This is a genomic window from Shewanella sp. Scap07 (genome assembly GCF_013394145.1).
In the GTDB taxonomy this organism is placed as follows: Bacteria; Pseudomonadota; Gammaproteobacteria; order Enterobacterales; family Shewanellaceae; genus Shewanella; species Shewanella waksmanii.
Genome location: NZ_CP041329.1, coordinates 162,690 through 175,318 on the forward strand (window position 1 = coordinate 162,690; position 12,629 = coordinate 175,318).

14 protein-coding genes are annotated in these 12,629 nt (G+C 45.8%); 12 read left to right on the forward strand and 2 right to left on the reverse strand.

The window, feature by feature from the left end:
* Positions 1 to 217 precede the first annotated feature (217 nt).
* From FLM48_RS00825 to FLM48_RS00855, 7 genes are all read left to right on the forward strand, one after another.
* Positions 218 to 415: a twin-arginine translocation signal domain-containing protein gene (locus tag FLM48_RS00825; protein WP_028772830.1), complete on the forward strand. Its 198-nt coding sequence runs from the start codon at positions 218 to 220 to the stop codon at positions 413 to 415.
* 18 nt (positions 416 to 433) lie between these two features.
* Complete coding sequence (locus FLM48_RS00830) at positions 434 to 3,289, forward strand: molybdopterin-dependent oxidoreductase (protein ID WP_028772831.1); 2,856 nt, start codon at positions 434 to 436, stop codon at positions 3,287 to 3,289.
* A 29-nt stretch (positions 3,290 to 3,318) separates the two neighbouring features.
* Entirely contained in the window at positions 3,319 to 3,888 is a 570-nt protein-coding gene (gene fdh3B / locus FLM48_RS00835) for a formate dehydrogenase FDH3 subunit beta (protein WP_028772832.1), read from the forward strand.
* A gap of 66 nt (positions 3,889 to 3,954) precedes the next feature.
* Positions 3,955 to 4,947: a formate dehydrogenase subunit gamma gene (locus FLM48_RS00840; RefSeq protein ID WP_179022880.1), complete on the forward strand. Its 993-nt coding sequence runs from the start codon at positions 3,955 to 3,957 to the stop codon at positions 4,945 to 4,947.
* A gap of 103 nt (positions 4,948 to 5,050) precedes the next feature.
* Positions 5,051 to 5,485 (forward strand): HNH endonuclease, encoded by a 435-nt coding sequence (locus FLM48_RS00845; protein ID WP_179022882.1) that lies wholly within the window; start codon positions 5,051 to 5,053, stop codon positions 5,483 to 5,485.
* 407 nt (positions 5,486 to 5,892) lie between these two features.
* Positions 5,893 to 7,125 (forward strand): MalY/PatB family protein, encoded by a 1,233-nt coding sequence (locus tag FLM48_RS00850; protein ID WP_179022884.1) that lies wholly within the window; start codon positions 5,893 to 5,895, stop codon positions 7,123 to 7,125.
* Between the two features lie 137 nt (positions 7,126 to 7,262).
* A complete protein-coding gene (locus FLM48_RS00855) occupies positions 7,263 to 7,592 on the forward strand; it encodes a hypothetical protein (protein ID WP_179022885.1) in 330 nt (109 codons plus the stop codon).
* 75 nt (positions 7,593 to 7,667) lie between these two features.
* Here FLM48_RS00855 and FLM48_RS00860 read toward each other — a convergent pair whose 3' ends face one another.
* Positions 7,668 to 8,192 (reverse strand): hypothetical protein, encoded by a 525-nt coding sequence (locus tag FLM48_RS00860; RefSeq protein ID WP_179022887.1) that lies wholly within the window; start codon positions 8,190 to 8,192, stop codon positions 7,668 to 7,670.
* A 324-nt stretch (positions 8,193 to 8,516) separates the two neighbouring features.
* Here FLM48_RS00860 and FLM48_RS00865 point away from each other — a divergent pair, with 324 nt between their 5' ends.
* Positions 8,517 to 9,854 carry a coproporphyrinogen III oxidase family protein gene (locus FLM48_RS00865; protein WP_179022889.1) on the forward strand — a complete coding sequence of 446 codons (1,338 nt, stop codon included), beginning with the start codon at positions 8,517 to 8,519 and terminating at the stop codon, positions 9,852 to 9,854.
* A 49-nt stretch (positions 9,855 to 9,903) separates the two neighbouring features.
* On the opposite strand, the gene FLM48_RS00870 is transcribed toward FLM48_RS00865, so the two are convergent.
* Complete coding sequence (locus FLM48_RS00870) at positions 9,904 to 10,062, reverse strand: hypothetical protein (RefSeq protein WP_157577497.1); 159 nt, start codon at positions 10,060 to 10,062, stop codon at positions 9,904 to 9,906.
* A 288-nt stretch (positions 10,063 to 10,350) separates the two neighbouring features.
* Between FLM48_RS00870 and FLM48_RS00875 the strand changes: the two genes are divergently transcribed.
* The 4 genes from FLM48_RS00875 (at position 10,351) to FLM48_RS00890 (ending at position 12,554) form a co-directional block, all read left to right on the forward strand.
* Complete coding sequence (locus FLM48_RS00875) at positions 10,351 to 10,635, forward strand: putative quinol monooxygenase (RefSeq protein WP_179022891.1); 285 nt, start codon at positions 10,351 to 10,353, stop codon at positions 10,633 to 10,635.
* A 4-nt stretch (positions 10,636 to 10,639) separates the two neighbouring features.
* Entirely contained in the window at positions 10,640 to 11,200 is a 561-nt protein-coding gene (locus tag FLM48_RS00880; protein WP_179022893.1) for a GNAT family N-acetyltransferase, read from the forward strand.
* The gene (locus tag FLM48_RS00885; RefSeq protein WP_028772839.1) at positions 11,188 to 11,583 is read left to right on the forward strand and encodes a GNAT family N-acetyltransferase; all 396 of its coding nucleotides are present in this window, start codon (positions 11,188 to 11,190) and stop codon (positions 11,581 to 11,583) included. The genes FLM48_RS00880 and FLM48_RS00885 overlap by 13 nt, the downstream gene beginning before the upstream one ends.
* A 122-nt stretch (positions 11,584 to 11,705) precedes the next feature.
* The gene (locus FLM48_RS00890; RefSeq protein ID WP_179022895.1) at positions 11,706 to 12,554 is read left to right on the forward strand and encodes a PfkB family carbohydrate kinase; all 849 of its coding nucleotides are present in this window, start codon (positions 11,706 to 11,708) and stop codon (positions 12,552 to 12,554) included.
* Positions 12,555 to 12,629 lie beyond the last annotated feature (75 nt).

The window sequence follows — 12,629 nt, forward strand, 5'->3', positions numbered from 1 at the left end:
TCATGATCCATCGCACGCTCGCGCCCACCTAAATGGATTTAGATCAACTTTTGCAGGTTAAAACTTCTCTATATTGCAACGGCATTTTATTGGATGTTTTTAATAAATAAACAAAACCAACCAAAAGCACGCGGTTAAACAACAAGTTAGTAACACGTGTGTCTGCGGTGGATTAACGTTCCGACAATTAGAGTTTTACCACTCGTCAGGAGTAATGATGAAGAAGCAACAGCCAGATCTAAATCGTAGATCACTGCTGAAAGCCCTTACTGTAGGCGGCAGCGCTGGTGTAGCACTTGCTGCAACCGGTATTAGCACTGCACAGGCAACTGAGAAAAATGCAGCATCTAAGCATGCTGATGGCTACCACGAAACTGCTCATATCCGCAGTTATTACAACAGCTTGCGTAGCTAGTTTAGGAGAATTTGAGCGATGCAATTAACTCGCAAATCTAATCAGGCACCTAAAGTAGAAAAGAAAACTTTAGGCATTAGCCGTCGTCAATTCATGAAGCATGCTGGTATCACCTCTGGTGGTATTGCTGCTGCATCTCTTCTTGGTACTGGCATGATGCGTCGTGCAGAAGCCAAAGACATTCCACATGATGCACCAATCGAAATCAAGCGTACTGTTTGTAGTGCATGTGCGGTAGGTTGTGGTTTATACGCTGAAGTACAAAACGGTGTGTGGACAGGTCAAGAGCCTGCGTTTGATCACCCATTCAATGCTGGCGGCCACTGTGCTAAAGGTGCTGCGCTGCGTGAACATGGCCACGGTGAAAAGCGTCTTAAGTACCCAATGAAGCTGGTTGATGGCAAGTGGAAGAAACTCTCTTGGGAGCAAGCTTTTAACGAAGTTGGCGACAAGATGCTAGATATCCGCAAAGAGTCTGGTCCAGATTCAGTTTACTTTATGGGTAGTGCTAAGTTCTCAAACGAAGGTTGCTACATGTACCGTAAGTTTGCGGCTATGTGGGGCACCAACAACGTCGACCACTCAGCACGTATTTGTCACTCTACCACGGTAGCCGGTGTTGCTAACACTTGGGGTTACGGTGCGCAAACTAACTCTTTCAACGATATTCAAAACGCGAATGCGATTTTCTTTATCGGTTCAAACCCAGCTGAAGCTCACCCAGTAGCGATGCAGCACATCTTAATTGCGAAGGAAAAGAACAACGCCAAAATTATCGTTGTTGACCCACGTTTCTCTCGCACAGCTGCCCATGCTGACCTGCATTGTGGTCTGCGTCCTGGTACTGATATTCCATTTATCTACGGTATGCTTTGGCACATCTTTGAAAATGGTTGGGAAGACAAGACTTTCATCGAACAGCGTGTATTCGCGATGGATGAAATTCGTAAAGAAGCCAAGAAGTTCCCACCAAAAGAAGTGGCAGATATCACTGGTTGTAGTGAAGAGGAAGTTTACCAAGCCGCTAAGCTGATGGCTGAAAACCGTCCAGGTACGGTTGTTTGGTGTATGGGTGGTACTCAGCATCACGTCGGTAACGCCAATACTCGTGCATACTGCTTACTGCAATTAGCACTGGGTAACATGGGTAAGCAAGGTGGTGGTACTAACATCTTCCGTGGCCACGATAACGTACAGGGCGCAACTGACTTAGGTCTATTGTTTGACACTCTACCTGGTTACTACGGCCTAAAAACAGGCTCTTGGAAGCACTGGTCTCACGTTTGGGACCTTGATTTCGATTGGGTTAAAAATCGCTTTGACCAAAACGAATATCTAGGTCGCATTCCAATGAATACCCCTGGTATTCCTTGTTCTCGTTGGCATGATGGTGTACTTGAGACACCTGAAAAATTGGCCCAAAAAGACCGTGTTCGTATGGGCTTCTTCTGGGGTCAATCAGTCAACACTGAGTCTCGTCAGAATGATGTGCGTGATGCACTCGACAAGATGGACACAGTGGTTGTTGTCGATCCATTCCCAACAATGGCGGGTGTGATGCATCGTCGTCAAAACGGTGTTTATTTACTACCAGCTTGTACCCAGTTTGAAACTGAAGGTTCAGTCTCTAACTCAGGTCGTAGCCAACAATGGCGTGAAAAAGTGGTTGAGCCACTATTTGAATCTAAGACTGACTTAGAGATCATGTATCGCCTATCGCAAAAGCTTGGTTTCGACAAAGAATACACTAAGCGTATTGCTAAAGACGCGAAAGACCTATTAGTGATTGAAGACATTACTCGCGAAATTAACCGCGGTATGTGGACTATCGGTATGTCTGGCCAAAGCCCAGAGCGTTTGAAAATGCACACCCAAAACTGGGGTACATTTAGCAATAAGACACTGGAAGCACAAGGCGGTCCAGCGAAAGGTGAAACCTATGGTCTACCTTGGCCATGTTGGGGTACACCAGAGCAGAAGCACCCAGGTACCCAAATTCTGTATAACACGCACAAACACGTGTTAGAAGGTGGTGGTAACTTCCGTGCCCGTTATGGTGTTGAGTACAACGGTAAGAACCTATTGGCTGAAGGCAGCTTCTCTAAAGGCAGCGAAATCCAAGACGGTTACCCAGAGTTCTCTGACAAACTGCTTAAGCAACTAGGCTGGTGGGATGACCTAACTGCAGAAGAAAAAGCGGAAGCAGAAGGTAAAAACTGGAAGACCGATTTGTCAGGTGGTATCCAACGTGTGGCGATGAAGCACGGTTGTATTCCATTTGGTAACGCCAAAGCGCGTTGTATTGTTTGGACTTTCCCTGACCAAGTGCCTGTTCACCGTGAGCCGTTATATACGCCTCGTCGTGACCTTGTGGCTAAGTACCCAACTTATGATGATATGCAAGTACACCGTCTACCAACGCTGTACAAGTCTATTCAGCAAAACGACAACACAGACAAGTACCCACTGGGTCTGACTTCTGGTCGTCTGGTTGAGTATGAAGGTGGTGGTGAAGAATCACGTTCTAACCCATGGCTAGCTGAGCTTCAACAAGAAATGTTTGTTGAAATTAACCCAGCCGATGCCGCTGACCGTGCGATTCGCGATGGCGATACTGTATGGCTAGAGGGTGCTGAAGGTGGACGTATCAAGATTAAGGCCATGGTAACGCCACGGGTTAAACCGGGTGTGACTTGGATGCCTTATCACTTTGCGGGTGAAATGCATGGCGAAAGCTTAGCGGCTAACTACCCAGAAGGTACGGTTCCATACGTTATCGGTGAATCAGCTAACACTGCACTGACTTACGGTTATGACCCAGTGACACAGATGCAAGAAACTAAAGCATCGCTATGTCAGATCACTAAAGCGTAAGCGCAGAATTAGCTAGGAGAATTGCCATTATGGCTACAATGAAATTTTTATGTGATACCAAGCGCTGCATCGAATGTAATGGTTGTGTCACTGCCTGTAAAAACGAAAACGACTCTGCGTTAGAGTGGGGTATTCAACGTCGTCGCGTTGTGACGATTAACGACGGTCAACCAGGTGAAGCGTCTATCTCAGTGGCATGTATGCACTGTACTGATGCACCTTGTGAAGCGGTTTGCCCAGCGAACTGTTTCTACAAAACCGAAGACGGCCTAACGCTACACAACAAAGATACTTGTATCGGTTGTGGTTACTGCCTCTATGCTTGCCCATTTGGCGCACCTCAGTTCCCTAAACAGGGTGCATTTGGTAGCCGCGGCAAGATGGATAAGTGTACTTTCTGCGCCGGTGGCCCAGAAGAAAACCACTCTGATGCGGAACGTCAAAAGTACGGTGCTAACCGCCTAGCGGAAGGTAAGTTGCCAATGTGTGCTGAGTTGTGTGCGACTAAGGCACTGCTAGCGGGTGATGCTGAAGTTGTTTCTTCAATCTTCCGTGAGCGTGTTGCATACCGTGGTTCAAAAAATGCTATCTGGGGCTAAGCCCAATTTAGTATGACACCAAAGCCACAACATACTGATGTATGTTGTGGCCTAAGAGGATGTGACATGAACAATTTGTTCAAACGTTTTAGCGTGATTCTCGCGTTAGTCGTGGCAACGGTATTTGCACCCGTTTCAATGGCCCATGACGACGCCACTGATCACACTCATGCTGCGACTGAAGGCCAAGTTTGGGCACAGTTAAAAGCAGGAGCGACGGGAGAAACGACCTCTCACGGTCAGTTCCATAATCAACCCATCAATACCTACGATCTACGCGTGCTTGAGTTGCGCAGTGATTTATTGGCACCGGCTTTGATGGCGGCGCTGTTTGGTATGATCATCATCTTTGTACTGTTCATTAAAGTGAATGGTATCTCCAAGCTGCATGGCGGCTTCTCTGGCAAGATGGTGTATCGCTGGTCTAAGTTTGACGTGTCGATTCACTGGCTGGGCGCGATTCCGTGCCTACTATTGATATTGACAGGTCTGACGCTATTAGCCGGTCGCTTTTTCTTCCAGCCATACATTGGCGAAGGGTTTTGGGCAGCGCTAGTCTACGGTGCTAAGCAAGTGCATGACATCATGGCGATCCCGTTCATGATTGGTTGGGCATTGATGACCGTACTCTGGGCGAAAAACCAGTTACCTAAACTGTACGATTTAAAGTGGATGATGGTCGTTGGTGGTTACATCAACTTTGGTCCATTTAAAGGTAAGCACCCTGATGCAGGTTTTGCCAATGCCGGTGAGAAACTGTGGTTCTGGGCATTTGCGGTATTTGGTCTAGTGATTTCAGCGTCTGGTATGTTGCTGTTGTTCCCTAACTTGTTTGAACCAAGCCGTACCTTAAGCCTAATTGCACTGATACTGCACTCTGTGAGTGCCATCATTATTACGGCTTTCTCAATCGTACATATCTTCATGGCAACGGTTATGTCTGAAGGTGGTATGGAATGTATGGTTTCAGGTTACTGTGATGAGAACTGGGCGAGCCAGCATCACAACCTATGGTTCGATGAAATCAAAGAAAACGGTACATTAAAGTACAAAGACTAAACTCGGCTAGATTTGAGTTGCAACACCATACCCTGTTAGGTTACTGACAGGGTATTTTTTTGGCTGTAATCGCTAAAGTGAGTGTTCTAGCATTGAGGTGACAATGATATTTTCTGTTAGTTATGAGACTCGCGATGGCGTAAAGCGTAAAAAATATAAAACGGAGCAGGGCGCGCTTCGGGCGATTTACAAATGGTTTCAAACCATACAGTCAGACCAAGTTGTCTCTGTGGTGCTCATTGGTCCTGGTCACGATCCGAGTACATTTGAATGTGTTGAGCAGGTACCATTCACGCCACCTAAAACCACTAGTTTTTATCATACCCAAGCTTGGCGACACCTTCGGCGGCAGGCGTTGATACGGTACGATAAGAAGTGTCGCGACTGTGGTGCAACGGCCAATGATGGCGTGCGCTTGGAAGTGGATCATATTAAACCGCGCTCGAAGTATCCTTTACTAGAATTAGATATCGATAATTTGCAGATACTATGTAGTGAATGCAACAAAGGCAAGTTAGATCACAATGAGGCTGAGTAGCACGACGTGATGTAATACCAATCAGTATAAACATTTAGTCACTCAGCGAGAGTTTAGCGGTTCTGAGGCAAGGCAACGAGTGAAGAGCATAGTTATTCTACGGTTAAGCTCGTTAACACAGCATCAAAATCGCTAAAACTCGCCATTCTGGCGCGTTTTTGGCTACCTACTTCTGCGTTGAGTAACCTCACAAGGGAGCAACCATTGTTTCAGTTATTCGCCTTGAATTAGTTTGCCAAAAGCGCGCTGAGTAGATCAAATTCTTATACTGATTGGTATAAATTGAGGCGGTCAACTCGCTAGTTTTTGCGAAACTTTTACAATTTCGTGCATCTATTTCTCCTCTGGTTCGTCATTCATTAGGTTAAGCTCATTAATGTTGAGCGATTAATTTGATGGAGAGACCTATGTCTACTTTTAGCAGCAAACCTGTTACCGCAGAAAATCGTTTTATCAAACATAAGCCTGAGATGCTGCAAAGCATATATGGCAGCACCGAGGTATTTCCATACTGGGTTGCAGATATGGACTTTCAAGTTGCTGCACCAATCACCGAAACACTCAACGGCTTAACCGCGCGGGGTGTTTACGCTTATGAGTTCAATGAAAGTGGTGTGTTTACTGCGATAGCCAATTGGTATCAGCAGCGCCATCAACTTAAGCTATCGACCGATAAATTTGTACAAGCCCCAGGTGTATTGTCTGCACTGGCGATTTTATTGCGCCAGTTTACCCAAGAGGGGGATGCGGTATTGATCCACACACCGGCTTATCATCAGTTTGCCAATTTGATTACTAAGGCGCAGCGCAAGGTGGTAAGAAGTGAGCTGCACAATGACGGTGAGCAGTATTTAATTGATTTTACTGACGTTGAGCAACAAATTAAGCAAAATCGCGTCAAAGCAATGATTGTGTGTAATCCTCATAACCCCACTGGGCGAGTGTGGCGCGCAGCTGAATTGACTGAATTGATTGCTATCGCTAAGCGCCACAATGTGATGATTATTAGCGATGAAATTCATGCGGATATTATCTATTCAGGGCATAAGTTCACGAGCATGGCGAGTTTTGATTATGACAATATGATTACTTTGCTTGGCTCGCCAGCCAAAACATTTGGGATGCACAGCATTGCTAATGGCTACATTTATACTGCCAATGAAACGCTACATGCGGCGATTAAGGCCAACATTGGCGCGATGTATTTAGACCATGGTAATGCCCTGAGTACCTTTGCCACTATCACGGCTTACGAAAAAGGTGGTGAATGGCTAGATGGGCTGTTGGACTATCTACAACAAACGCTAGATTGGATGAGTGACTATATTGAGACACATTTGCCCCAAGTCAAAATGTTCCGCCCACAAGGCACGTATCAGGTTTGGTTTGATTTCTCGGGTCTAAGCTTAGAGGAGGCACAGTTAAACCAACTGCTATTTGAACATGCCAAAATGGGCCTCACCCCAGGTAGCTGGTTTGGTATGCAAGACTATAATTTTTTGCGGATGAATATCGCTACGTCACAAGACAATATTGGTAAATCGTTGGCGCTATTGGCTGAGGCGGTCAAGCAGCTTGCAGCGGGAACTTTGTGTTTATCTGCACCATCTGCCTGTGCCAACCCCCATAGTTGCTGTTAGTTGCAGTATTTGCTCTTTGTGCTTTGAACTGTCATGTAACCGTAACATGGCTTGTTCATACTACGGGGTTGATATAAGCACTAACGCTTATTTTGACCCCGTAGCCTGTTGGCTAAGTATTTTATCTAAGGACTGACATGGCCTATACCCAATGGTTAGTGAACCGGTTTCCGCAGCTTAATCAGGTAAGCAGTGCTACGACGTTTGCCTTGATTAACCAAGCTCGCCAGCGCACCAAAACATTGCGGATACTGATTAGCCTATTGAGTTATCTTGTGGGTGGCATATTGGTGGCGATAGGGTTTACTGCGTTAGTTCAGCATGGCGGTTTGCTTAGCTACTTTGCCGGAGCTGTCGTGGTGCTAGTGTTTTTTGGCCTGCTGTCTAAAACCGAGCAGCGTTTAAGTGCCATGGTAATTAAACAGTCCTTACTGAAACAGATGGCCACCAATACTTCGCTTTCCTAGACCGCGCTGGTTTTAACTGTGTTAGTGACCACCTAACTCCTGGCCAATACTTTTACAAGCAAGCTCATTAGGCCATTAAGTTTTAATGCACTGAGTCAGCGCAATATAGGGCGGCATATTGTTGTGGGGGACACTTTCTCCACTGGGCTCTGAGCGGCGTGCTTTATTCTTACGCATACCAATATCATCGCCTTCACCTGTGGAAAACTCTGGTTCATTGCCCATATCAAGAAAATACCAATCATAGTAGACATGGGTGTGGCGTGGCATCTCGGATGTGGTGAGCTTATGTTTTTCTGCACCACCCGTTTGGCCTATGTTATGGGCGGCCAGCTCATTATCGCCATGATTGGTTGCAATGGTGAAACGACCCGCTCCCGCGCTGAATGGCTGCCAGCCTTGAGGGCATGCTGACAAATTGAAATAGCCTACAGAGTGTCGGGGGATAATACTGCCAGAATCAGCAATTTGGGAGCTCAGGGAATCGAGTTGCTGTTGCAGCTGCTGATCCTGTGATTGCAATGATTGCCATTGCACGTAACCCCAACCTGCAACAATGACGTTCACTATTAGCACTAGTGCGAGAATCCATTTAACCACGGCTAACTTCCTTATTCATTAAATATCTGTCAGGCTGACAGCTGCTATTAAGCTACGTGAGTTTATAATGTAACTCAATGATTAACGGTACTAATTAAATACTGGTGTCACTAACTGCCACTATAATTGGCTTATTACATCGATTTTTGCTAAAACATGACTTGCTTAACAAATATTGATTGAAACTCATGTTAGGTGTCGTAATTTATAACCAGTTCACGTTTTATCTATAACTTAAGTGATACTTTTGTGTTCCGCATATAGGATGTGTCCCTCACAAGTGTGTCGTTCCGTCACGGAAAGTTGTTTTAGTCAGGAATTAATATGTCATCAATTATTCAATCAGCTAGCACAGAAATAGTTACGCCTTATCAGGCAGATATTACCGTGCCGAACTGGATGCTCAGCTCGATGGAACGAGTAATGCAGTTTTACGTTGATAGAAACCTAAGACTCGATACTCAGTCAGCCTCGATGATGCCTAAGCCCGTTGAGGGTAAGAAGTACATGCTGTATGCCCATGTGCCCTTTTGTCATACCTTGTGCTCTTTCTGTACTTTTCATCGTTTTCTATTTAAAGAAGACAAGGCTCGCGCTTATTTCATCTCACTACGTAAAGAGATGGATATGGTTAAGACGCTCGGCTACGATTTTGAGTCTATGTATATCGGTGGTGGTACCACAACCGTTTTAGAAGATGAGCTAGCCCGCACCATTGAACATGCTAAAACCTTGTTCCCTGGTATTAAAGAGGTGTCTTGCGAGTCAGATCCGCAGCATCTTGATAGCCCAGGCTTTAAGCAGCTAAAGGGGCTGGTTGATCGTATGTCGATCGGTGTACAGAGCTTCAACGATGACATTTTGACCATGACTGACCGCATCGAAAAGTTTGGTTCTGGGCAAGAAACCTTCGATAAAATTATGGCAGCTAAAGAGCTGTTTCCAATTATCAACGTTGACTTGATATTTGGTTTCCGCGGCCAAACCGATGAAGTGATTCAACACGATTTAGATATGGCGTCGAAACTCGATCCTCGTCAAATCACCACTTATCCTTTGATGATTACTCACCAGACACGTAAAAGTGTCAAAGGCAAGCTTGCTGCCCCTCATGGTGATATGGCGCGCCAGTATCGTCAAATTCTCAATAGCCTCAATGGCCAATATAACCAGTTATCTTCTTGGGCATTTGGTAAAGCCAACAATGAAGGCTTTGATGAGTACGTTATTGATTATGATGAGTACTTGGGTGTGGGTTCGGGCTCGTTCAGTTTTCTAGATGATACTTTGTATGTGAATAATTTCTCACTGCGTAAGTATCAAGAGAACATTGCTGCGGGTCGCATGGGTGTGGAACAACAGAAGCAATATAGCAAGAAAGATGTCATGCAGTACCGTTTCTTGTTGGGTATGTTCTCTGGTCGTTTGTCGCGTAAATATTTCCGCGAAACATTTGGGGTTAACTTAGATTTTGCTTTGTTTAAAGAGATGACCTCCATGAAAGCCATTGGTGCCATCAAAAACGATCCTAAAGATCCCGATAACCTCATTGTCACCGATAACGGCAAAATGATGGGCCTATTGATGATGAAAGAGTTTTACTCAGGCATGGATAATGTGCGTGCCCAGTTGCGTAAACCGCTGAAAGAAGCAGATATGTAAATAACGCTGCAATAAAGAAAAGGCTGTCAAATGACAGCCTTTTTTGTGTCTAGTCGCTTTTGATAGCGCGCTGTAAGTATTGAATCTCTTGGCGTATCTGTTTGACGTAATTGTCTTCGTGATTCAGCCGTTCAAACTCTTGCAAACAAGCTTGATAGCGCGCTAAACGTTGTTCTGGTCCATCGGCGATGTCAAATAACTCGTCCATGTTAATCATAAAATCCCTTTCCCTTAGGCATACTACTTTTGACTGCGATCATTGTAATTCGATGCCATAACATCAAGATGTAGCACTTAAGTATTAAACCAAGGTAAACTAAATATCTACTGGTGATTTGTTGTTTTTATTCAATTAGATAGGTGTTAAGCGCAAACACTGTTTCCTACTATTCTGATAATACTCACATCGACGTGCGATATGGCTTACACAGGCATTGGATATTTAGGTCAAATTGGGTGTAACCTGATCACTTTATCTGTATAGGGAGCCTTAATCATGATTGTTCGTGTCGGACACTTCCAAGCGGCTGCAGGCCAGTCAGCAGCGCTGTATCAATTTTTACTGTCGTTATCAGATCACATTAGTCAATCAGCGGGCAATTTAGGTTATCAGGTGTTAACTGACGATGAGTCGAGTGATAAGTTTATGGTGATAGAGCATTGGCAGTCCAAACAGGCGCATCAAGATTCGTTGGCCGCTTACCCTAAGGAGCAGATGGCGGCGGTCATGCCGTTGTTTGCTGGCATGCCGACAGGCCATTATTACCACAGTGAAGGCTGAATTGATGACCGTATTATTTGCTTGCCACCGTGTGTATGTTCGCCAGTTTCAAGCTGATGATATCGCTGGGTTTGTGCGCTATCGGCAAGATCCTGAGGTGGCAAGATATCAAAGTTGGCACAACTATACCCTAGCAGACGGCCAGGCACTGTTTGAGCAGATGCAGCAAACTCCGTTCGCCCAGTTGGGTAACTGGTATCAGTTGGCAATCATCGCGAAAGACTCAGAACAGTTAATTGGTGATTTAGCTGTGCATTTTGTCGATGAACATCAAATAGAAATTGGCTTTACGCTAGCGCCAGCCTTTCAAGGCCAAGGTTTTGCAAAAGAAGCGCTTATAGGTTGCTTAACCTGGTTGTTTGAGTCTCTGGGTAAGCATCGAGTCTCTGCCATAACAGATTGCGATAATCAGCCATCATGGCGACTATTAGCTAGTGTCGGATTTAGGCGAGAGGCACATTGGCATGAGAATATTTTCTTTAAAGGGCAATGGGGCAGTGAGTATGGTTATGCCTTATTGGCCAAAGAGTGGCAGGAGTTGAAAGCGCAACTATGCAGCAATTGATTGAGCAGGTGGTTGGTGTTGATGACTTTGTACGGCTACGGCAGATCACGGGGTTAACCCCACGTCCTAGGTCGGCAGCGGAAAAAGGCTTGCCGCGCAGTTTATATGGTGTGCATATCGTGCAGGACAATCAGGTGGTTGCGATGGGCCGTGTCGTTGGTGATGGTGCACTTAATTTTGAGGTGGTTGATATCGCGGTCGACCCGCAATTCCAAGGGCAAGGTTTAGGGCGAAAAATCATGCAGTCAATTATGGATTATCTCGATCAACAAGCTCCTAAAGGGGCGTACATCACCTTGATGGCCGATGTGCCCGCTTTGTATCTTAAATTTGGTTTTAAATACAGTCGGCCTGCCAGTGAAGGTATGTACATTGTTAAGTAGTAATAGTTGAGGTAGCGTTAGCCAGTTGCTATAACTGCAATCATTATGAGTATGCTCGCGCGATGGCTAGTTGCCGCTGAAGCCTAAAGGCATGGCGCTTGCTCACATATCTTGGAGTCTTAATGGCCAATATTATTTTAGTTGCTAACCTCAATTGCGATCGCATTTTAAAATTGAATAAACCATTGCAAACCGGTGGCCGCTTTCACTATCAAGATGGTGGGCAACGACTCGGTGGCGGCGGAGCTAATACTGGGCTAGGCCTCGTCTGGGCCGGGCATCGGGTAGCGCTGGTGAGTGAGGTTGGTCGTGATAAGGTCGGCGATTGGTTGCTGGCCGAGGCCAGTACTCAAGGTATAGATTGCCACCTTATTCAGCGCCACGAGGGCAACACTAATGAAATGTTATTAGTGATGACACCGGATGGTGAGCGCACGATTATTCGACCTCAAAGACCTATTTTTGAATTGGCCGCGCCACCCACATGGTCGCAGTGGGATGCTTTATATATTAACTCCTCTGCTGAAGGTGCGGTAAGTTGGGCAAAAACAGCGCTTAAGCAAGCGCTGGTGATGGCGCAGCTAGCCAAAGATGAGCGGCCTCGTCCATGTCATATTCTGATCGCATCAAAAACCGATATGGCAGGCCGTAGCGCGTTGTTGCCGTGGCAATTTGGTCAGTCTATTGCGGGTGAGAGCTTAAAATACTTTATCGTGACAGATGGAGAGCAGGGCGCAGTGGTGCATGAGGCAGACCAAAGCCGACATGTCGATGCGGTCACCGCCACGGTGGTGGATACCACTGGGGCGGGTGATGCCTATGCCGCAGGCTTATTGCATGGACAAATGCAGGGCTGGGATATTATCAAATCAATGCAAGAAGCTTCTAGGTGGTCTGCTTTTGCCGTGGCGACACAAAGCTCTATTCCTGGCAAAGCGCTTAAACGCTACCTCAGTGAACCCGAGTCATAGTTTAGACTCATTACTGTCATGAAGCTGTCATCAATGGCCGTTAAATTTAGCGGCCATTACTCCCGTGCTTGTTAA

Coding starts and splice junctions, on each gene's coding strand:
- FLM48_RS00825 (WP_028772830.1), top strand. CDS start 218: ATGAAGAAGCAACAGCCAGATCTAAATCGTAGATCACTGCTGAAAGCC.
- FLM48_RS00830 (WP_028772831.1), top strand. CDS start 434: ATGCAATTAACTCGCAAATCTAATCAGGCACCTAAAGTAGAAAAGAAA.
- fdh3B (WP_028772832.1), top strand. CDS start 3,319: ATGGCTACAATGAAATTTTTATGTGATACCAAGCGCTGCATCGAATGT.
- FLM48_RS00840 (WP_179022880.1), top strand. CDS start 3,955: ATGAACAATTTGTTCAAACGTTTTAGCGTGATTCTCGCGTTAGTCGTG.
- FLM48_RS00845 (WP_179022882.1), top strand. CDS start 5,051: ATGATATTTTCTGTTAGTTATGAGACTCGCGATGGCGTAAAGCGTAAA.
- FLM48_RS00850 (WP_179022884.1), top strand. CDS start 5,893: ATGTCTACTTTTAGCAGCAAACCTGTTACCGCAGAAAATCGTTTTATC.
- FLM48_RS00855 (WP_179022885.1), top strand. CDS start 7,263: ATGGCCTATACCCAATGGTTAGTGAACCGGTTTCCGCAGCTTAATCAG.
- FLM48_RS00865 (WP_179022889.1), top strand. CDS start 8,517: ATGTCATCAATTATTCAATCAGCTAGCACAGAAATAGTTACGCCTTAT.
- FLM48_RS00870 (WP_157577497.1), bottom strand. CDS start 10,062: ATGGACGAGTTATTTGACATCGCCGATGGACCAGAACAACGTTTAGCG.
- FLM48_RS00875 (WP_179022891.1), top strand. CDS start 10,351: ATGATTGTTCGTGTCGGACACTTCCAAGCGGCTGCAGGCCAGTCAGCA.
- FLM48_RS00880 (WP_179022893.1), top strand. CDS start 10,640: ATGACCGTATTATTTGCTTGCCACCGTGTGTATGTTCGCCAGTTTCAA.
- FLM48_RS00885 (WP_028772839.1), top strand. CDS start 11,188: ATGCAGCAATTGATTGAGCAGGTGGTTGGTGTTGATGACTTTGTACGG.
- FLM48_RS00890 (WP_179022895.1), top strand. CDS start 11,706: ATGGCCAATATTATTTTAGTTGCTAACCTCAATTGCGATCGCATTTTA.